The following is a 20,956-nucleotide window of genomic DNA, read 5'->3' as shown; positions in this document are numbered from 1 at the left end:
AATTATGTGGTTTAGATTTATTATGATTGGATTGTGTTCATTTACCGTAACTAGCCTATTCATCTTTCAAGGTATCGAGATTACACAAGCCTTTAAAGACTTCTTTACAAATAAATAAGATAAAAAAACGAATGTAGAAGTAAGCTCTACATTCGTTTTTTATTTGACCTATTCCTGTGCCATTCTTACCGTTGTGCGATACAGTAACTCCGTACCTAGTGAGATATCTTCAAAGGTTGAAAACTCCTTAGGATTATGGCTGATTCCATCTTTACACCGGACAAAGATCATTCCATATTCACATTCGTATGACATGGCTAATGAGTCGTGAAAAGGGCCGCTCATTAATTCCATTGGTTCCAAGCCTATGCTTTGCATTTCATTACGCATAATGTCTTTGATTCTTTCTGCACAATAACGAGGTTCGCTATTTGTATCTTCGGTAATTTTACAACGTAGCCCGTGCTCATCGGTAATTTCCTTAATCTTTGCATGTAATTGGGCTTCAAGTTTGTGACGTCTATTTAAATCAATATCTCTTAAGTCAACCGTAAAACTCACCTTTTCAGGAATGATGTTACGTGAATCCGGGAAGACTCTTAAACTTCCCACTGTACCAACGGTTGGCGCACCAGGCTCTTGGCTTGCTATCTCATTGAGCGCGATGATGATTTTTGCTGCACCTACAAGGGCATCTTTCCTCATTGGCATTGGAACGGAACCGGCATGCCCAGCAAAGCCCTCTAATTCAACTGTTAACCATAATGGGCCTGAAATACCTGTCACAATTCCAACTGGTTTGTTCATATTTTCTAGAACCGGTCCTTGTTCAATATGCATCTCAAGGAATGAACCAATGCTTCCTTTTGGATACTCTGACTCTTTAAATTTTGAAGGATCACAGCCAAATTCAATGAGAGCCTCTCTTCTTGTCACGCCATCCTTATCCTGACGTTCTAACTCATCGTCTTCGAGCTTCCCTAGGATTCCCCTTACACCAAATAATCCTTTATTAAAGCGGCAACCTTCTTCATCTGAAAAAGCAACCACCTCCATTGGACGATTTGGAACAATATGATTCTCTTTCATTGTTTGAATGACCTCAAGTGCCCCTAATACACCAATTGTTCCGTCAAATCTTCCACCATAAGGCTGGGAGTCAATATGCGAGCCTAGCATTAAAATCGGGGCATCCGGATTTTCCCCTTCTATTCTTCCAATTAGATTTCCAAAGTGGTCAATTCTAGCAGTTAATCCTGCTTCCTCCATCCAGCCTTTAACCGTTTCCACAGCTTGGCGATCTTCCTTAGATAAGGTTAGGCGGCACACTCCCGTTTCACCGATTTTTCCAATTTTTGATAACTCTGTAATTCTTTCTTCCAGTCGTTCCTTATTAATGGTTAGTGTTTGGATATTCATAGAATCAACCTCCTATTAATTCAAATGCTAGTTACATACGGTAGATTATGAGCTTTTGCAACCCCTTCATAGACAACCTTTCCATCAATCACATTTAATCCTTTGTGTAAGGCTCTATTTTCTGCAAAGGCGCGTTCATAGCCTTTATTCGCAACCTGTAGAATATAGGGTACCGTTACATTCGTAAGTGCAATCGTAGATGTTCTTGGAACAGCACCAGGCATATTTCCTACTGCATAATGAACGACTCCATGTTTTGTATATGTAGGATTTGCATGTGTTGTAACATGGGTAGCCGTTTCGAATATACCCCCTTGATCAATTGCAACATCGACAATCACTGATCCTTCCTCCATTAACCGAACCATTTCTTCTGTTACCAATTTCGGAGCTTTAGCCCCTGGAATAAGGACAGCACCAATCACAAGATCCGATTCCGCTACCGCTTGGCCAATCGTAAAAGGATTTGACATCAAGGTTGTGATGGAATTTCCAAATATATCATCTAACTCTCGCAATCTTGTAGCACTAACATCTAAAATCGAGACTTGCGCACCAAGGCCAACTGCAATTTTTGCAGCATTCATTCCGACTACGCCACCGCCAATAACAGTGACTTTTCCTCGACTTACTCCAGGCACGCCACCTAGAAGAACACCTTTTCCACCTTTTGTTTTTTCAAGAAAAGAGGCTCCAATTTGTGTGGCCATCCTTCCTGCAACTTCACTCATTGGTGTGAGTAATGGTAGGCTTCTATCCTCTAACTGCACGGTCTCATATGCAATCGCAACAACATTCTTTTGAATTAGGGCCTCTGTAAGCTCTCGATCTGCGGCGAGATGCAAATAAGTGAATAATAGCAATCCATCATAAAAATATTGATATTCCTCTTGGATTGGTTCTTTTACTTTTATCACCATATCGCAAGCCCATGCATCTGCAGCAGTTGGCACAATCGTTGCTCCTGCATCAATATAAAGTTCATCAAAAAAGCCTGAGTTCATGCCCGCTCCCGTTTCAACAAAAACCTTATGATTATGTTGAACCAACTGCATCACACCAGCAGGAGTTAAGGCCACACGATTTTCATTATTTTTTATTTCCTTCGGTACTCCAATTCTCATTTCCATCCACCTTTCTTTTTTCTTGGGAAAAACACCCGCAATCTATTTTCTTTATGAAAATAGATTACGAGTGTTGATACATACCTTTTTTTACAATGACTTTATTACTTCAATTAGGGTTCTTTGGACAAATTCTAGGTCTTCCTCAGAAATTGAAAGAGGTGGTGCGAGGGTTAAGACATTATTGTACCCTGCAACTGTTGCTCCATTTTTTCCGATAATTAACCCCCTTTGTAGGCACCCTGCGATCACTTTATTGACTTGACTTACTTCAAGTGGTTCCTTCGTTTGTTTATCCTTGACGAGTTCAAGCCCAATCAATAAACCTTTTCCTCTAATATCACCAACATAAGGATGGTCCACTAAAGCTGCTATAAGGCCATCTTTTAATTTGTCACCGAGGTGCTTTGAACGATCAAAAAGCTTTTCTTTTTCCATAATTTCTAGGTTTTTAAGTGCCAATGCACATGCTGCTGGGTTTCCACCAAACGTATTAACATGACGGAAATAGTCATATTCCTCTGACCCTTTAAAAGCTTCGTATATTTCTTTTTTCACGGCTGTTGCTGATAATGGAAGATATGCACTTGTAATGCCCTTGGCCATTGTAATGATGTCTGGTTTAACACCGTAGTTCATAAACCCAAACGGTTTGCCTGTTCGCCCGAACCCGCATATAACTTCATCAACAATGAGTAGGGCACCATGCTTTTCACATACTTCCTTTACTCCTGCCATGTATTTATCAGGTGGAACAATGACTCCTCCACCCGTAATGATTGGTTCCATGATTACGCCTGCTATTGTTTCACTAAGCTCCCATGTCATCACACGATCTATTTCCTGAACAGACTGTAAGTCAGATGCTCCTGCATCAACCTTGTCATCAGATCGATATAGGTCAGGTGGTGAGACATGGAGGAAGCCTGGTGCAAGTGGTTCATATTTATATTTACGCTGAGCTTGACCAGTTGCAGCTAGCGACCCCATGGAATTACCATGGTAAGCACGATAACGTGAAATAAATTTGTAACGGGAGTGTTCCCCTTTTTGCTGATGGTATTGTCTAACTAATTTAAAAGCCGTCTCATTCGCTTCCGACCCACTATTAGAGAAGAAAATAACATACTCGTCTCCAAGCATTTCATTTAGCTTTTCAGCAAGTTGAATCGCTGGTTCATGGCTTTGTGTTAAAGGATAATAGGCCATTTGCTTGAGCTGCTCATACGCAGCCTGCGCTAACTCTTCTCTTCCATATCCCACATTTACACACCAAAGCCCTGACATGCCATCAAGATACCGTTTCCCATTATGGTCTGTTACCCATGACCCTTCTGCTTTTGTAATGACCAACGTAGAATTTGGATTATATGGTTTCATAGCATGCCATACATAATCCTTATCCTTTGTTAAAAGGTCTTCACTTTGTGTAACCTTTGTCATACCCGCCTTCCCCCCTTATCCTTAATAAAATGCGCCTCGGCGTATTTGCGCCCAGAATTTTTAGGCCCACATGATGTGGGTCACAAAGACGTTGCCACAGGACGTGGCGCTCTTAGTCTTTGATCCTATGCTAGAAAAGCTTCCTTTGAAAATCTGTGGCATCCGCCGGAGGCAAACTTTATTCAGTAGGGTTAAAACCCTACTGAATAAAGTTAATAATCAAAACGAGATGTAATCATTTTTTTACGCGTATAAAAATTGACTCCATCCTTCCCATTCACATGGAGGTCACCATAGAATGAATCCTTCCAACCAGAGAATGGGAAAAAGGCCATTGTCGCTGGTACACCCACATTGATGCCAAGCATTCCCGCTTCTGCTTCTTCTCTAAATTGCCTTGCCGCCCTAGCATCCTTTGTATAGATGGTGGCGCCGTTCCCAAATCGGGACTTTTGAATATATTCAAGACCTTCGTCTAAATCCTTGGCACGTAATAGACTTAAAACGGGTGCAAAGATTTCTTCTTTAGCAATCGTCATTTCTGGGGTTACATGGTCAAAAATGGTTGGACCCAAAAAGTTTCCTTCTGGCATTTCATCCATTTCTTTTCTGCCGTCTCTAATAAGTTGCGCACCTTCTTCAAGCCCTTTTTCTACATAACCAAGTACTTTATTTAAATGTGACTCGCGGATAACAGGTGTTAAGAGCACCTCGTCATCCATACCATTTCCAATCGTGAGACGGTCTGCAGCATCCTTTAACGCAGATACAAACTTTTCTCCATCTCCTACAACGACAACGGCACTACAAGCCATACAGCGCTGCCCTGCACTACCAAATGTAGAGCTTATGATATTGGCTACTGCTTTTTCCATATCGGCATCTGGCATCACAATATGATGGTTTTTTGCACCTGATAAAGCTTGCACGCGTTTCCCTTGTTGCGCTGCACGTTCATATACGTATTTCGCAACTGGCTGTGAGCCTACAAATGAAATGGCACTGACATTCGGATGATCTAACAAACCATTTACAACATCATGTGCCCCATGAACAACATTTAAAACGCCATTTGGTGCACCCGCTTCTGTAAATAATCTAGCAAGCTCGTTAGCTAGCATTGGCGTCCGCTCTGATGGCTTTAATACAAACGTATTTCCACAAGCAACCGCCAATGGGAACATCCACATTGGGACCATCATTGGGAAATTAAATGGAGTAATTCCGCCTACTACTCCTAGTGGATATCGGAACATTTCAGAATCGATATCCTCTGCAATATTTGATAATGTCTCGCCCATCATTAAGGTAGGTGCACCTGCTGCAAATTCAACACATTCAATCCCTCGTAGAACTTCACCATGTGCCTCTTTATATGCTTTACCGTTTTCTTGGACAACAAGTCTTGCTAGCTTTTCATGATTCTCCATTAATAAATAGTGATATTTGTATAAGATCCTTGCCCTTTTCGGAACAGGAGTATTTTTCCATGTTTTAAATGCTTCCCTAGCCGCTTTTACAGCTAAATCTACATCTTCCTTTGAAGAAAGCGGCACACGTACTAATGTTTTTTTTGTTGCTGGATTGGGTACCTCAAGTGATTGGGTTCCAAGGGCGTCCACCCATTCCCCATTTATATAATTTTTCAGAACAACTGTTTCATTTTTGACTACTGACATTTTTTGTACAGCCTCCTTTTTCGTATTTCAATATTCGTTAATCCTTAACCTATATGTAAATTATCCCTCATAATGAAAATGCTTTCATTAGACATTCTGTAAAATAACTGCTTGTTATTTTTCCACATTATGAATACTCCTTGCACGAAAAAACCCACTAACTCTAGTGGGCTATAAAACTTGCTTTTTCTCTTTTAGTTGATTTGATGAAATTAAAAACTCATATGATAAAATCATAAATTCAATCGCGAGCCGTTTTTCGTGATTCATAAAGTCTGAGCCTAGTAGCTTTTCTAGTTTTTGAATGCGGTGATATAATGTTTGCCTTACTACAAATAAACGCTTTGCCGTTTCTTGTTTCGAGCCGTTACATGATAAATAGGTTTTAAGTGTATCCATTAGTTTTCCATTATATTTTTTATCGTATGCGATAACCGGCTCCAAATACTCTAATACAACCTCCTGCAAATCGATATGTCTGTTAAGTAACGAAATAAGCCTAAAAATATGTAAGTCATCATAAAAATAGCTTTGGGCTGGTATCGACATACGGTTTTGAATTCGAATTGTTTCTATCGCAGTTTGATAGCTTTTATGTAGATCTGTCAGCTCTTCTATAAATTTTCCAACGCCAAGTATTGGTTTGACCTTATCATTACCAAGTTGTGATTCAGAGTCCATTAACCTTTGGATTCCATCTTGGACTCTCGCTTTCCACGTCACATGACTTCGTTCATTGAGAAGGATAAAAACAATTGTGTTTCTTTTATCTGCTACGTAAAGGGAAAACCCCTGTTGTTCAAAAACGGCACGGGTAAACATTTTGAAATAAGTTAAATCACTTGTGGAATAATCTTCAATGGAATCTATTTTACAAATACATACAACCGCTCCTTTTGGTTTACTAGTTGAAGTAAGAGCTAGATAGTCTTTTATCGATTCTTCGTTTTGTTCACCTTCCAACCAATCATTGATCCATTCTGTTTCTTCTACTTTATGTTTTTCCTCTACATAAAGATTACGAAGAAAAAGCTGTGCAAGGGCAGTTGCAGTTCGATCCAAAATGAGTTGATCAAATTCGGTTAGCTCTCTATCCTCAGAAATGATTGCAAGTTCTGCATAGCTTTCACCTAGCAAATGGATCGGAATTTTGGCTATATAAGTCGAATCTTCAGTCTGGGATTGCAGGTTTTCTAGTAGTTTCTTTCGTTTTTGCTCGGTTGCTTCTGGAATAAACTGAGTTTCCCTGTTCGTAAAGAGGATAATTACTTGGACTTGGAGATAGCTTCTAATAAATTTTAGAATTTCAACATAATGATCGATGGTTAATAATCTTTTATTTAGTGCCTGTGAGTAACTTTCAAGATTGGAAATCATTTGATATTGGCTGTTAATAAGTAGCCCATGGATGTCTTGCGTAATTTCAACAAATGGTACTTCCTTCAAAAAAAGGATAATTGGAAATTGAGACTTGTTTGCGAGTTCAATGATTTCTGGTGGGATCGATGAGGTGTATATTCCTAATTCAATACAAATACCTGCTGCCTGTGAATCAATTAATTGCTTGATGACTGAGATAAATTTCTCCTTATTATCTCTCCAAGCAACTCCGGTTGAAAGAATTAATTCATGTCCATTTAAGAGATTCTTAATATTTACGATTTCAACAACGTGGACCCATTTTACTTGTCGCCCGAGTCCCTCTTTACCGGCGATTACTTTAATACTTTCAAAATGCTTTCGATTTAAAATATCATCAACTGTAATATATGATTTCAATCTACAGCTCTCCTAAATTGAATTTTCAGATTAGTTTTATTATACGCGATAACTTGTCATTAAAGGAGTGTTTTTCCAAATATTTTTATACTTTCCTGTTAAAATGGCGCAAAAAAGCCGGCACTCTTTCACTGGTACCGGCATCCAACTATTTTTATATTGGAACAAGAAACTTTATGCACCTTCCTTTTGTTGCTTAATAAGCATGACCGCAAAGTACTTACGCCCTTCTGGGGTGATAATGTGTAAGGTTTCTTTTTCATCTTTTTTCTCAAAATCTACGAACGCTCCACTTAGGTTTTCTATTACATTAGTTATTTTATAGCCTTTTTGAAGGAAATAATCCACTTTGTCTCTCTCTTGCAAAAATACTTGATACTCTGACATGTACTGACACTCCTTTGTTTATTGTTTCAGGTACTATGCAGTCGTTTCTTTGTCGATTTCCGCCTCATAAATATTGGTGTCTTCTTCGACAGTCCCTCCAGGTAGAGCCCAATTTAATAAAACTCCCAAAATAGCTGAAAGTGCCATCCCATGTATTTCAAAGTTTGCTGAAAACTTCATAATGGCTCCACCGATCCCCACAACTAAAATAACGGATGAAATAATGAGGTTACGCTTATCACCCAAGTCTACTTTACTATCAACAAGCATCCGTAATCCAGATGCAGCGATAATCCCAAATAAAAGGAGAGATATACCACCCATTACTGCTGTTGGAATTGAGCTGATGAGAGCTGTAATTTTACCGATAAACCCAAATAGTATCGCAAAAACAGCTGCCCCTCCGATAACAAAGACACTAAACACTCTCGTGATGGCCAATACACCAATATTTTCTCCGTACGTCGTATTCGGAGGACCACCCATTAACGCGGCTAGCATTGTGGCAAGCCCGTCTCCCATTATCGAACGATGTAAACCTGGCCTTTGAATGAGGTCTTTTTGAACAACTTTACTTAATACCATTTGGTGTCCAATATGTTCAGATAATGTGACAATTGAAACAGGTACCATGAGGGCAATAATACTTAGGGTTACAGTGGGAGAATAATGTACAAATGGAAAAAGAAAATCAGGTACTTCGAAAATTTTTGCCGTCATAACACCGGATAAATCCACTAAGCCAACAATGGCAGCATAAATATATCCTCCAACTATTCCAATTAAAACGGGAATTAAATTTAAAAAGCCTTTAAGGAAAATGGAGCTTAAAATAACAATCGCTAAGGTCACTAATGCAACTGTAAAATGAAGGAGACTATATTCACCATTTGCGTTATTCATTGCCATACCAACTGCTGTCGGCGCAAGACTAAGTCCAATCACGATAATAACAGGCCCAACAACTACTGGTGGAAGTAATTTTACCAGCCATTTATGGCCTGTAGCTTTTATAACTAAAGCAACGATCCCATAGACAATACCGGCTAGAAAACTTCCAATCATTGCCGCACCAGGACCATCTGCTGCTGTTGCCGCAATGATCGGGGCAATAAATGCAAATGACGAACCAACATATGCTGGAACTTGACCTTTGGTTATAATCAGAAATGTGAGCGTACCAATCCCACTTGAAATAAGGGCTACACCTGGACTCAAGCCTACGAGATACGGAACTAAGATGGTTGCACCAAACATGGCAAACAAATGCTGGATGCTTAAAATCAAAAACTTACCTGGTGGCGGTGTCTCGTTTATCCCCAAAACAACCTTCGAATCTTCACTGCTCATACCAAATCCCCCTTTTCATTTGTTATTGTTGAATGCTATATTCTTAATATTCTGAATTATATTGGCAGATACTCACCTCATTTCTTACTTTAAACGAAGGAAGGAGTTACCCCCTCCTTCCTAGCACAGCATATGAATTATATTGTAGCCGTTTTATCTTTTACAACTTCGTAATTTTCTCCGTACTTTGCACGCTTAATAAATTGACCTGCTCCTAATTTTCCAACAAACTTCTTATCACGGACAACAAATTCTCCTCTAGATAGAACAGATACTGGTTCTCCGGTAAATTTCATTCCCTCAAATGCACTGTAATCAACTGCCATATGGTGAGTCTCGGCAGAAATCGTCCGCTCGATATTCGGATCAAAAATGACAATATCGGCATCTGCACCAACCGCTATTGTGCCTTTCTTTGGATATAACCCAAATAGTTTTGCCACTCTGGTAGAGGTTAGATCCACAAATTGATTCAGTGAAATCCTTCCCTTTTTCACACCTTCTGAGAATAAAACCGTTAAGCGGTCCTCAATCATTGGACCTCCATTAGGAATTTTCGAGAAGTCACCTAACCCAAGCTCTTTTTGTCCTTTAAAATCAAACGAACATTGATCTGATCCGAACGTTTGAAGCTGTCCGTTTCTTAATGCATTCCACAACACTTCTTGGTTCCACTTTTCTCGTAGTGGAGGAGACCAGACGTACTTAGCACCTTCAAAATCTGGCTTTTCTAAATAGGTTTGATCAAGGACTAAATATTGAGGGCATGTTTCTCCCCACACATCAAACCCTTTTTCTCTTGCTGCTGTGATTGCTTTTACAGCATCAGCACAAGTAACATGAACAACATAAAGTTGAGAATTTGCAAGTCCTGCAAAGGTCGCAGCCCTTTCTGTAGCCTCCCCTTCGATTTCCTGTGGTCTAGTTAACGCATGATAGATTGGATCTGTTTTTCCTTCACTTAATGCCTTTTTCACAAGATAGTCAATGACGTCACCATTCTCCGCATGAACCATGACCAGTGCTCCTAAATCCTTTGCCGCAATTAATGTTTTAAATAAAGTTTCATCATCTGCCTGTAGCACATTTTTATATGCCATAAATACTTTAAAGGATGTGATTCCTTCATTTTCGATTACGGATGGAAGCTCATTTAAGACAGCATCCGTTACCTCTCCGATAGATAAGTGAAAGCCATAATCAATTACTGCTTTCCCTTTTGACTTCTGATGCCATGTTTGAATGGCATCCTTCAGAGGTTCCCCTTTATTCGATAAGCAAAAATCAATAACCGTCGTTGTTCCTCCAAAGGCAGCTGCAATTGTTCCAGTTTCAAAATCATCTTTAGAGACTGTTCCTCCGAACGGCATTTCTAGATGAGTATGCGGATCAATTCCGCCTGGAAAAACATAGCAACCATTTGCATCAACTACTTCTGCACCTTCAGTCGAGAAATTTCTCCCAATTTGACTAATCACACCATTTTCCACAAGAATTTCTGCTTGATACGTATCTGTTGCTGTTACAATTGTTCCATTCTTGATCACTTTTTTCATCCAAAGTCCCCCTCAAAGAACGAAATAGCTTTTATTTTACAGAGTCAATTTTACAACTAACTGCACCGAGTGCCGCCTGACGCTCATTCCATGTCATTGGAGGTAATCCACTTGGTACTTCAACCATATCAATCGCCCCATCAACAGGACATACAATCGAACATAAATTACAGCCGACACAGTCTTCCTCTCTTACCTTTAAAATGTTGTAGCCATTTCCATCCTTAAGCATGTCGATACATTGATGGGATGTATCTTCACATGCAATATGACATTTATTACAGTTGATACAAACATCATTATTGATTCGCGCTACAATTTTATAGTTAAGGTCAAGGTCACCCCAGTCAGAATATCTCGGCACTGTTTTTCCGACGATATCCATAACTGAAGCAATCCCTTTATCATCCAGATAGTTATCTAACCCTTCAATCATATCCTCAACAATCCTAAAGCCGTGATGCATAGCAGCGGTACACACCTGAACCCCAGAGGCTCCCATCAACATATATTCAACTGCATCTTGCCAAGTTGATATTCCACCAATTCCTGATATTGGAATGTTAATATGGGGACTTCTTGCACATTCAGCAACCATATTAAGGGCAATCGGCTTTACAGCTGGACCACAATATCCACCATGCGCACCTTTACCCCGGACATGTGGAATCGTATTCCACGTATCTAAATCAACTCCTGCTAAACTATTAATTGTATTAATCATACTGATGGCATCGGCTCCCCCTCTAGTAGCAGCCTCTGCAGTAGCCGTGATATCTGTAATATTAGGAGTAAGTTTCACAATAACCGGTGTTTGCGCAACTTCTTTTACCCAATAAGTTTGTTGTTCTACCAGTGAAGGTACCTGACCGGATGCAGAACCCATTCCTCTTTCTGCCATACCATGTGGACATCCAAAATTGAGTTCTAGTCCATCTACACCTACTTCTTCCACTCTCTTTACGATTTCGTGCCACTTTTCTTGTTTTGGTTCAACCATTAGTGAGGCAATGATTGTATGATTAGGAAAGAGCTTTTTCGTTTCTTTAATTTCTTTTAAATTCACCTCTAAAGGACGATCAGAAATTAATTCAATATTGTTAAACCCCGCTACTCGTTGCCCATTAAAACTAACAGCTCCAAACCTGGAAGTGACATTTAATATGGGGTCACCTAATGTCTTCCATACTGCTCCACCCCAGCCTGCATCAAATGCCCGTTGCACTTGGTAACCAGAATTTGTTGGAGGAGCAGAAGCCAACCAAAATGGATTAGGGGATTCTATACCTGCTAAATTTATTCGTAAATCCGCCATAGATAAGCCTCCTTATCACCTTTTCTTTTTTTACACAATCTCGGAAACTGCACCGAACATGACCTTGTGAATCGCATATGCCGCATCTTTACCTTGCTGTGCGGCTGAAACAACCATTGCTTCTCCTTGACCCTTTCCAAAAATCACGTCACCACAGGCAAAAACCTTCTTATTGGATGTCTGAAGGGTTTCTTGATTGATTTTTACAACTCCACCATTATGCTCAAGACCGAATTGTTCAATAAGCTCTGTATATCTCGTTTGACCAATGGCTTTAATTACCGCATCAACCTCTAAGATGAACTCAGAGCCCTCAATTGGTACAGGACGTCTCCGCCCATCTTTACCCGGCTCACCAAGCTCCATTTTGATGCATTCGATTGCTTTCACACGTCCTTGTTCGTCACCAACGATTTTCTTAGGTGCTGTTAGCCATCTAAATTCAACACCGTCCTGTTTTGCAAATTCATATTCAAAATCATAGGCAGTCATTTCTTCAACCGTTCTTCTATAAAGGATTTTTACATTTTCAGCTCCTAATCGGACCGAACATGTCGCTCCATCAATAGCCGTATTACCTGCACCAATGACAACAACCTTCTTCCCTAAGAATTGGTCTGAAATTGGCTTTGTTTTGGTTTCTTTTACAAAATCGATGGCATCGTAAACTCCATCCAATTCTTCACCATCAATACCAAGTGAAGGCACCTTTGACATTCCAATTGCTAGAATGACGGCATCAAAGTTATGAAGAATATCATCTACCGAAATATCCTCTCCAACTCTCGTATTGGTTCGGATTTTAACATCTAAGCTCTCTACCTGCTTAACCTCCCAGAATGATATATTCTGCGGAAGTCTAAATGAGACAATTCCGTAAGTGTTTAAGCCTCCAGCTTTTTCCGCTGCCTCAAAAATAGTAACGTCATAGCCGAGTAAACCAAGTTCTCTTGCTGCGGACAGTCCAGCAGGGCCGCCCCCAACAATTGCAACTGTTTTTCCATTTTTCTTACCTGGTTCGAAAAGTACCTGTTCATTTCGTATGGCCCAGTCGGTCGCATATCTTTGTAAATCACCAATCATGATAGGTTTTGTGGAATGATTTAAAACACAAGCACCCTCACAAAGTTCCTCTGTTGGGCAAACTCGAGCACAACTAGCTCCGATAGGATTGGATTTCATAATCGTTTTTGCTGATCCTTTTACGTTTCCAGAAGCAATTTTTTTAATAAAGGTAGGGATATCAATACCGGTAGGGCAAGCAGTAATGCAAGGGGCGTCATAGCAATAAAGGCAACGATTCGATTCTTCAATGGCTTCGCGGTTGGTTAATCCAGGGTTCACTTCATTGAAATTCATTTTTAAATCCTGATATGAAATTCTAGTGTTTGAAAGACTCATAGATTTACCTCCTTGATATAGTGGAAGTTGCAATATCATAAGGCCACAACATTGCAACTATATAAACCCACAAATAGAAAGCGTTTTCAATTAATCGTAGTATTAACTACTCTTTTTTATGACTAAGTAGGAGCAGTTGTCCGAAAAATACGAACTTTATGTCTATTTTACTTATTACCTAGTACGATTGCATTATACAGAGTGTTAAAAGATAAAAGCTGTTTTCTACTCATAATGTAAAAAACAAAAAAAGAGCGAGAGATTTAAGCCACATTGACTAGTAGCTTTAAACCTTCGCTCTGTTTTTTTAATTTACAATCTATATCTACTTAAAATCTGAATTCTTGTAGATCAATTTATTTACTTTTAAATTATAATCATTAATAAATTCATTCTGAAACGATTCCCATTCACCTAGAGAATCATAATATTTAGCCATCGTATTTTTCTTACCTACCTTTTTTCCTCTAACTATAAAATCCTTTGGAGCATAGTAATGAACATCTCCGTTTTTTTTCAGCTTGATTGGAATGATAACGGAAAAATCAATACCCATTTTTTTGTCACGAACAACCATTTTCTTGGTAACACTGTTATCTGTCCTGTCAATCACTTGTGTCAAACAGTAAGCACGCTCATTTTCGAATGAAAACTTGTTAACTCCGTTACGTTTTACGGTAGTCATTTATCCGTCCTCCTAAGGTAAGTACTTCTTTAATCATAACACATTAATCATTTAAAGCTAATTTTTGGAAATATCAACGAATGAGACAAAAATAAAAGGGAAGAAATCGATTTGATTTCTTCCCTTGAATAAATAATCCGTTAGCTATTAGTTTTGTCCGTTTCCGTTTTTACCTTGGCTGTTACCATTGCCTTGACCTTTACCGTTGTTTCCTTTGTTTTGGCCATTGTTTTTGTTCGCATGCTTATTTTGTTTTTGTTCTTTTACTTCTTGTTGTTTTTCAGTCTTTTTAACTTGTGCTTGTTGCTTTTTCTCTTGTGCTTTTTCTAGAGCTTGATCACGCTTTTCGTTTACTTTTACTTGTTTCTTTTCTACTGCAGGAGCAGCAACCACTGGTTGTACTTCTGTTTCAGTTGTTTCTTCCACTACTGGCTCAACCGCTACATCTTCAACTACTACTTCTTCCTCAACAACTGGTTCTTCAGTTGTTTCTTCAATTGCTTCTTCTTCATGCTTAGCTGCAAATTTTTGTGCTTTTTTCTCTAGTTTTGCAAGCTTCTTATCTAATTTTGCAAATGATTTTTGGATATTTTTCATTAACGCTTTTTGAGCAGTAGGATTTTTTACATTCGCTAGTGCTGCAGTTAATGCGTCAATGTTATTTGCAAGCTTCACTTCAACTTCGGTACCTTCTGATTCAACAGCAACGTCCTCTTCTACTACTACATCTTCTTCTACAACTTCCTCTTCATTTGTTACTGTTTCTTCTTCAACAGCATCTTCTTCTGTTGCTTCAGTTTCTTCGTTAGCAATTTCTTCAGAATCTGTTAGCGTTTCAGTAGCAGCTTCTTGCGTTTCGATTGCTTTTTGAAGTAACTCTTCAGCTTCTTCTGTTTTACCTTCGGCTAATAAAGCATTTGCTTCTGCAATGCGCTCTGCTGCGAAATCAGCTAACAGTTTTGCTTCTTTATAATCATCAACTGTTACTGCAAGACGTACTTTTTCAATCATTTGTTTTACAAAATAAAAGAAATCTCCAGGTACTAAAGATGGTGCTTCTTCAGCTTGAACTTCCTCTTCAGTTGCCTCTTCTTCAGCCATTTCTTCATTCTCTTCTGATTCAACTTCTTCAGTATTTTCTTCCTCTGTTACTTCTTCACCTTCGATTACTTCCTCAGTAGCTTCTTCCTCTACCACTTCTTCGCCTTCGACTACTTCCTCAGTAGCTTCTTCACCAACGTTTCCTTCTACAACCTCTTCTTCAGAAGTACCGTAGTTTACTGGAATTTGTTCTACAACCGTTTCTTCCGTAACAACTGTATCTTGCTCAGTGCCTTCCTCATTTGCAAAAGCAGCTGGTGTTGCTAAAGATAAAATAAGTGCTGATGCTACTGTTCCGCTAACGATAGACTTTTTGAAATTTCGTTTCTTCATTTATGATTTCCCCCTATTTATGAATTACGATAAAAGCATTCGACGAAAGCTGACAGATATATGTCCGTTTATTACTAAAAAAATAATATATGATTCTTAAGTCTAATGAAATGCTAAAAAATTGCCAAAAGACCTAGTGCGATTGGCACTAGGTCTTAGTTACTTGTTTAGGACTTTGTTGGTGACTTCGACATTTTTTCTGTAATAAACTCTTTAATTAATTGGGTGGCTTCTTCTACATTTTTCACATGCAGTACTTTGCTTCGGTCCTCTGATATTTGTTCCGCTGTATAGTGATACCTTGGATCATAATAATATTCTAATAGTAATTTCACGGCTGAATGATAATCTCCGGATTCAAGATCTTTTTCAATCTGTGTTGCAATTGGAGTATGAATTCTCTTTTTGATTCGTTGGAAGGCAGCCATACAATCGTTTGGAAATTCCCACGGACGGTAATCTTCTAAAATGTTTAACACGCGCTCCTCCATCGGCAGGTCAACAAAAATATGGTATCCTTCTTCCTTTAAATTCAGTAAAAAATCAGGTATAGTCGCTCGACCAACACGTTTGCTTTCAGCCTCCAACAGTACATATGGTGATTTCTTTATCTGTAGAGACCGTTCTACAAGCATCAAGTCAAACACTTTTTGATTATGCGGTTTTTTCCCAATCATCCCAAAAACCGATCCACGATGATTGGCCATTCCTTCTAAATCAAGAACAGGATATCCTTCATCCTGAAGCTCGTTTAAAATTTTTGTTTTCCCAGAACCTGTGTATCCATTGATGACCAATGCCTTTGGTTTAAAATCAGTCGCAAGCTCTTCTAGTTTTTCTACGACCCATTCTCGATACCCGCGGATTCCTCCAATTAGTCGTTTTGAATTGATTCCCATTAAATCAATAAGGGTTGCTGAGGTCTTACTGCGCATCCCTCCGCGCCAACAATAAACAATCTTTTCCTCTTCTGGGAGTTTCGAGAACTCTCTTATAAAATTGGGAAGCTTGGCAGAAACAATTTCAAGTCCTTTTTCCTTTGCCGCGTCAGGACTAATTTGTTTATAAACGGTTCCTATTTCTGCACGTTCTTCATCCGTAAAAATGGGGATATTTACACTACCAGGTATATTAGATTCAGCGAATTCAGAAGGGGAACGCACATCAACAATGGCTATTGGTTTCTCCTTCTGTAATTCCCGTAATTCGTCTACAGATATATCTTGAAACATCTATTTTCTTCCCTTCAAAGTGTCTATCTACACTATTTCCACATTCTCTCTCCCCTATTATAAATCAGAAAAACTTTTTTAGCTTAAAAGATGCAATTACATTCATTTTTTGAAATGATAGAATGAAGATAATGATTGATTTCGGAGGAGTCTTTATGCTTATACCATCCCTGGCAAAAAAAATTATAAAAGAAGTACGTAGATTAATTGATGAGGATATTATTATTGTAGATGTTTCGGGAACGATTATTGCAAGTACGGATTCAAGTCGAATTGGAAGTTTTCACGAAGGTGCCCTCCTTTCAAGTAGGAATCAAAAGAAAATGATCATCACAAAAGATATGGAAAATGACTTAAAAGGAGTAAAGGCAGGCATCAATTTACCGATTCTTTATCAGCACAATGTTGTTGGGGTTATTGGTATAACTGGAAACCCTGAAAAAGTATCCTCATACGGAGAGCTCTTGAAAAAAATGACGGAGCTTTTAATCCAAGAGAGTTACTATGCTGAGCAAATGGAATTAGAGTCTCGTGCACTCGAAACCTTCGTCTTTGATTGGCTTCATATTAATGAAGAAACCCCGGAGTTTGTTAAGCGTGCAGAGCATTTAAATATCGATCTTACTCTTAAACGTCAAGTGATAATGGGCTTCATTAAAAGTGAAACAGAAATTCCACTCCGGGATATATCCAATCACTTGCAACAAAGTTCATTTTTAAATGAGAACGAAATTTTTGTCAGATGGGGAAATGAACGATTCCTACTCCTGTTAACTGACCGTTCAAAAGAGCAAACACAAAACAGCCTTCACTTAATTAAAAGAAAATTAGAAGGTAGTTTTACTGTAAAGATATCGTTTGGAGTGGGAAGTGAGGAACCCTTGCTAAAAAAATCTTTTGAGGAAGCTGAACGCGCTCTTAAAGTTGCAAAACGGACGGACTCTATACAATTTGATGAAGAACTCATTTTAGAAATGCTTGTTCATGAAACGAGCGGACAAGTGCAATCAGATTATGTGAAACGTACCATCATTAAGCTCTTAGATGAGGATGGAACACTAGTTAAAACCTTAGTTGAATTTATATTAAAAAATCAGTCCATCAAAGAAACTGCTGAGTCTCTTCATATTCATGTGAATACTCTTTCTTATCGTTTTAATAAAATTGAAGAGCACACCGGCTTACACCCAAAAAACTTTGTCGATTTGGCAGCACTTTATCTCGGGATACTATTATTGGATAAATCTACAAAAGTTTTTGATTAATACCTCAAATATTTGTGGATTTCTATATAGCGGAACTATCCGCTTTTTTTTATGCTTATAAATAAGAAGATTTTTTGGAGGCGTTCTCATGATTGATACAAATGCAAAACAGCAATTTATAAAAATTGTCGGACCTGAAAACTATGATGATTCAAAAACAGGTCGACTTGTGTACTCGTATGATGCGACACCACAGTTCCAGTCAATGCCTGATGCAGTAATTTCTCCTCGAAACAAAGAGGAAATATCAGAAATCGTCAAGGTGTGTAATGAATACAAAATTCCGATTGTCCCTCGCGGCTCTGGGACAAATCTCTGTGCAGGCACTTGCCCAACTGAGGGTGGACTTGTCCTTCTTTTTAAACATTTAAATAAGATTTTAGAAATTGATGAAGAGAATCTAACGATAACAGTCCAACCTGGGGTAATTACTCAGGAAGTGACAACTGCTGTAGAGGCAAAGGGTTTATTTTATCCACCAGATCCTGGTTCAATGAAAATATCGACAATCGGAGGCAATATAAATGAGAATTCAGGCGGATTACGCGGCCTTAAATATGGGGTAACACGAGATTATGTCATGGGGCTTGAGGCTGTCTTGGCGAATGGCGAAATCATTAAAACCGGAGGAAAGCTAGCGAAAGATGTTGCTGGATATGACCTCACTCGCCTCTTTGTCGGCTCAGAAGGTACTCTTGGCATCATTACGGAAGCCACACTTAAGCTCATTCCAATGCCTGAAACAAAAGAGACCATTCTTGCCCTTTATCAGGATTTGGATTCTGCTGCAAAGTCCGTTTCGAAAATTATCGCAAGTAAAATCATCCCGATTACGTTAGAATTTCTCGACCAACCTACTCTTGAAGCAGTCGAAGCCTTTGCAAAAATCGGACTTCCAACTGATGCAAAAGCAGTCCTTCTTATTGAACAGGATGGTCCTGCAGAAATAGTAAAACGCGATATTGCTAGAATCAAAGAAATTTGCAAGGAAGAACATGCTGTATCTGTGAAATCTGCGGAATCTGAGGAAGAGGCGGAGGCCTTACGAACAGCAAGGCGGGCTGCACTTTCTGCTCTTGCACGCTTAAAACCGACTACCATTTTGGAGGATGCAACTGTCCCCCGCTCTGAAATTGCAAACATGGTACATGCAATTGGAGAAATCGCCAAAAAATACGACTTGAATATTTGTACCTTTGGTCATGCCGGAGATGGAAATCTTCACCCTACCTGCTTAACAGATGTCAGAGACCGTGAAGAAATTGAACGTGTTGAAAAAGCGTTTGAAGAAATTTTTGAAAAAGCGATCGAGCTTGGCGGTACGATTACTGGCGAACACGGTGTCGGCGTAATGAAAGCACCTTATCTTGAAATGAAGCTAGGTGCCGCAGGGATTGCTGCGATGCAAGCGATTAAAACGGGGCTTGATCCTAACAACATCATGAATCCAGGCAAGATGTTTGCAAAGGATTCTAGAAAACGTGTGGTGGTTTCAAAATGACAACGATTCAAGAACAACAAAAAATCCAACAAGAATTCCAATCTCGGATGGATCAAAATGAACTATTAAACTGTATGCGTTGTGGATTCTGTCTTCCTACTTGCCCTACGTATATCGAATCCGGCTATCAAGAATCTCACTCACCAAGGGGAAGAATTGCCTTAATGAAAGCAGTTGTGGACGGACTCATTGAACCCGATGAGGACTTTGAAAAATCATTAAATATGTGTTTGGGCTGCCGAGCTTGTGAACCTGTTTGTCCTTCTGGCGTTAATTACGGGCACCTTTTAGAAGAAGCAAGAGATATCGTTCATCAAAACAAAAAGCATTCGCTACCCGTGAAAGCCATCAGAAATACGGTTTTTGAAGGTCTTTTCCCCCATCAAAATCGGATGCGTACACTAACAGGTTTACTTGGCGTCTACCAACGCTCTGGCATGCAAAAAGTGGTTCAAAAAAGCGGGCTTTTGAAGTTTTTACCTGAGAGCTTTGCGACGATGGAACGCGTACTTCCAGACGTACCCTCCTTAAAGGAACTAAAAAATAGACCATACCATCTTGAACCAATTGGTGTACGACAGAAAAAAGTCTCCTTTTTCACAGGTTGTTTAATGGATACGATGTTTATGAAAACGAATGATGCCACCATGAAGCTCCTTCAATTGGCGGGTTGTGAAATTGTCATTCCAAAAACACAGGCTTGTTGTGGGGCCTTACATGGACATAGTGGAGAAAAAAACAAAGCAAAGGAACTGGCGAAACAAAATATAGCGGCCTTTGAAGAGATTGAAGCTGATTATATCATCACAAATGCGGGCGGTTGCGGTGCCTTTTTAATCGATTATGATCACCTTCTAAAAGATGACCCCCAGTGGGCCAAACGAGCGAAAGCATTCTCGAAAAAGCTAAAGGACATCTCATCTGTTTTGGTAGAATTAGAGTTTCATAAAAAAGAACTTTCCCTTCCTTCACAAGTTATCACATACCAGGATTCATGCCATTTGCGAAATGTAATGAAGACGGCATCTGAACCTAGAACGCTACTTCAATCTATTGATGGCGCTACTTATATGGAAATGAAAAATGCGGACAGCTGCTGCGGCTCTGCTGGCATCTATAATATTGTAGAGTCTGAAATGTCGATGAAAATATTGGATTCAAAAATGAAAAACGTTAAAGATACACAAGCAAAAACAATTGTCACAGCGAATCCCGGCTGTTTGCTGCAGATGAAGCTTGGCATCGAACGGGAAGGCTTGTCGGATCAAATGCGAGCTGTCCATATTGTTGATTTATTACTTGAAGCGATTGAAAAATAAGATAAATAGAGTAGGCGCATGAATTACTCATGCGCCTCTCACAGATCCGTACGTGCGGGTCATCGCA

At 39.3% G+C, this 20,956-nt stretch carries 16 protein-coding genes; 3 read left to right on the top strand and 13 right to left on the bottom strand.

Annotated elements, in window-relative coordinates:
* Nucleotides 1–168: 168 nt before the first annotated feature.
* The 13 genes from ACFSFW_RS06790 to mnmH form a co-directional block, all read right to left on the bottom strand.
* On the bottom strand, nt 169–1,419 hold the full coding sequence (locus ACFSFW_RS06790) for a M20 family metallo-hydrolase (RefSeq protein WP_388036428.1): 1,251 nt from the start codon (nt 1,417–1,419) through the stop codon (nt 169–171).
* A 20-nt stretch (nt 1,420–1,439) separates the two neighbouring features.
* Nucleotides 1,440–2,543: an alanine dehydrogenase gene (ald, locus tag ACFSFW_RS06785; RefSeq protein WP_388036425.1), complete on the bottom strand. Its 1,104-nt coding sequence runs from the start codon at nt 2,541–2,543 to the stop codon at nt 1,440–1,442.
* Between the two features lie 90 nt (nt 2,544–2,633).
* On the bottom strand, nt 2,634–3,986 hold the full coding sequence (locus ACFSFW_RS06780; protein ID WP_388036422.1) for an aspartate aminotransferase family protein: 1,353 nt from the start codon (nt 3,984–3,986) through the stop codon (nt 2,634–2,636).
* Nucleotides 3,987–4,198: 212 nt separating this feature from the next.
* Nucleotides 4,199–5,665, bottom strand: coding sequence for a CoA-acylating methylmalonate-semialdehyde dehydrogenase (locus ACFSFW_RS06775; protein ID WP_388036419.1), 1,467 nt, complete (start codon nt 5,663–5,665; stop codon nt 4,199–4,201).
* Between the two features lie 171 nt (nt 5,666–5,836).
* Nucleotides 5,837–7,444: a PucR family transcriptional regulator gene (locus ACFSFW_RS06770; protein ID WP_304212609.1), complete on the bottom strand. Its 1,608-nt coding sequence runs from the start codon at nt 7,442–7,444 to the stop codon at nt 5,837–5,839.
* Between the two features lie 174 nt (nt 7,445–7,618).
* Nucleotides 7,619–7,831: a hypothetical protein gene (locus ACFSFW_RS06765; protein WP_304212611.1), complete on the bottom strand. Its 213-nt coding sequence runs from the start codon at nt 7,829–7,831 to the stop codon at nt 7,619–7,621.
* 33 nt (nt 7,832–7,864) lie between these two features.
* Nucleotides 7,865–9,181: a solute carrier family 23 protein gene (locus tag ACFSFW_RS06760; RefSeq protein ID WP_304212615.1), complete on the bottom strand. Its 1,317-nt coding sequence runs from the start codon at nt 9,179–9,181 to the stop codon at nt 7,865–7,867.
* A 137-nt stretch (nt 9,182–9,318) separates the two neighbouring features.
* The gene (gene hydA, locus ACFSFW_RS06755; protein ID WP_388036416.1) at nt 9,319–10,737 is read right to left on the bottom strand and encodes a dihydropyrimidinase; all 1,419 of its coding nucleotides are present in this window, start codon (nt 10,735–10,737) and stop codon (nt 9,319–9,321) included.
* A 31-nt stretch (nt 10,738–10,768) separates the two neighbouring features.
* Complete coding sequence (gene preA / locus ACFSFW_RS06750) at nt 10,769–12,052, bottom strand: NAD-dependent dihydropyrimidine dehydrogenase subunit PreA (RefSeq protein ID WP_388036413.1); 1,284 nt, start codon at nt 12,050–12,052, stop codon at nt 10,769–10,771.
* Between the two features lie 30 nt (nt 12,053–12,082).
* Entirely contained in the window at nt 12,083–13,453 is a 1,371-nt protein-coding gene (locus ACFSFW_RS06745; protein WP_388036410.1) for an NAD(P)-dependent oxidoreductase, read from the bottom strand.
* Between the two features lie 325 nt (nt 13,454–13,778).
* Complete coding sequence (locus tag ACFSFW_RS06740) at nt 13,779–14,138, bottom strand: hypothetical protein (protein ID WP_388036408.1); 360 nt, start codon at nt 14,136–14,138, stop codon at nt 13,779–13,781.
* A 147-nt stretch (nt 14,139–14,285) separates the two neighbouring features.
* A complete protein-coding gene (locus ACFSFW_RS06735) occupies nt 14,286–15,572 on the bottom strand; it encodes a DUF5667 domain-containing protein (RefSeq protein ID WP_388036406.1) in 1,287 nt (428 codons plus the stop codon).
* Nucleotides 15,573–15,739: 167 nt separating this feature from the next.
* The gene (gene mnmH, locus ACFSFW_RS06730) at nt 15,740–16,804 is read right to left on the bottom strand and encodes a tRNA 2-selenouridine(34) synthase MnmH (protein ID WP_388036403.1); all 1,065 of its coding nucleotides are present in this window, start codon (nt 16,802–16,804) and stop codon (nt 15,740–15,742) included.
* 155 nt (nt 16,805–16,959) lie between these two features.
* Between mnmH and ACFSFW_RS06725 the strand changes: the two genes are divergently transcribed.
* The 3 genes from ACFSFW_RS06725 to ACFSFW_RS06715 all read left to right on the top strand — a co-directional run bounded on the left by ACFSFW_RS06725 (nt 16,960) and on the right by ACFSFW_RS06715 (nt 20,889).
* Complete coding sequence (locus ACFSFW_RS06725; RefSeq protein ID WP_388036400.1) at nt 16,960–18,069, top strand: CdaR family transcriptional regulator; 1,110 nt, start codon at nt 16,960–16,962, stop codon at nt 18,067–18,069.
* Nucleotides 18,070–18,157: 88 nt separating this feature from the next.
* On the top strand, nt 18,158–19,570 hold the full coding sequence (gene glcD, locus ACFSFW_RS06720; protein ID WP_304212644.1) for a glycolate oxidase subunit GlcD: 1,413 nt from the start codon (nt 18,158–18,160) through the stop codon (nt 19,568–19,570).
* On the top strand, nt 19,567–20,889 hold the full coding sequence (locus ACFSFW_RS06715; protein ID WP_388036397.1) for a (Fe-S)-binding protein: 1,323 nt from the start codon (nt 19,567–19,569) through the stop codon (nt 20,887–20,889). The genes glcD and ACFSFW_RS06715 overlap by 4 nt, the downstream gene beginning before the upstream one ends.
* Nucleotides 20,890–20,956: the final 67 nt, after the last annotated feature.

Source organism: Ferdinandcohnia salidurans, assembly GCF_042680725.1.
Classification (GTDB): Bacteria; Bacillota; Bacilli; order Bacillales; family Bacillaceae_L; genus Ferdinandcohnia; species Ferdinandcohnia salidurans.
This window is presented reverse-complemented; position numbering and strand designations above follow the sequence as displayed.

What these genes read in the sequence shown, in the direction of transcription:
- ACFSFW_RS06745 (WP_388036410.1), bottom strand. Translation starts at nt 13,453, where the DNA reads ATGAGTCTTTCAAACACTAGAATTTCATATCAGGATTTAAAAATGAAT.
- ACFSFW_RS06790 (WP_388036428.1), bottom strand. Translation starts at nt 1,419, where the DNA reads ATGAATATCCAAACACTAACCATTAATAAGGAACGACTGGAAGAAAGA.
- ACFSFW_RS06775 (WP_388036419.1), bottom strand. Translation starts at nt 5,665, where the DNA reads ATGTCAGTAGTCAAAAATGAAACAGTTGTTCTGAAAAATTATATAAAT.
- ACFSFW_RS06735 (WP_388036406.1), bottom strand. Translation starts at nt 15,572, where the DNA reads ATGAAGAAACGAAATTTCAAAAAGTCTATCGTTAGCGGAACAGTAGCA.
- ACFSFW_RS06725 (WP_388036400.1), top strand. Translation starts at nt 16,960, where the DNA reads ATGCTTATACCATCCCTGGCAAAAAAAATTATAAAAGAAGTACGTAGA.
- ald (WP_388036425.1), bottom strand. Translation starts at nt 2,543, where the DNA reads ATGAGAATTGGAGTACCGAAGGAAATAAAAAATAATGAAAATCGTGTG.
- hydA (WP_388036416.1), bottom strand. Translation starts at nt 10,737, where the DNA reads ATGAAAAAAGTGATCAAGAATGGAACAATTGTAACAGCAACAGATACG.
- glcD (WP_304212644.1), top strand. Translation starts at nt 18,158, where the DNA reads ATGATTGATACAAATGCAAAACAGCAATTTATAAAAATTGTCGGACCT.
- ACFSFW_RS06780 (WP_388036422.1), bottom strand. Translation starts at nt 3,986, where the DNA reads ATGACAAAGGTTACACAAAGTGAAGACCTTTTAACAAAGGATAAGGAT.
- preA (WP_388036413.1), bottom strand. Translation starts at nt 12,052, where the DNA reads ATGGCGGATTTACGAATAAATTTAGCAGGTATAGAATCCCCTAATCCA.
- ACFSFW_RS06765 (WP_304212611.1), bottom strand. Translation starts at nt 7,831, where the DNA reads ATGTCAGAGTATCAAGTATTTTTGCAAGAGAGAGACAAAGTGGATTAT.
- mnmH (WP_388036403.1), bottom strand. Translation starts at nt 16,804, where the DNA reads ATGTTTCAAGATATATCTGTAGACGAATTACGGGAATTACAGAAGGAG.
- ACFSFW_RS06740 (WP_388036408.1), bottom strand. Translation starts at nt 14,138, where the DNA reads ATGACTACCGTAAAACGTAACGGAGTTAACAAGTTTTCATTCGAAAAT.
- ACFSFW_RS06715 (WP_388036397.1), top strand. Translation starts at nt 19,567, where the DNA reads ATGACAACGATTCAAGAACAACAAAAAATCCAACAAGAATTCCAATCT.
- ACFSFW_RS06760 (WP_304212615.1), bottom strand. Translation starts at nt 9,181, where the DNA reads ATGAGCAGTGAAGATTCGAAGGTTGTTTTGGGGATAAACGAGACACCG.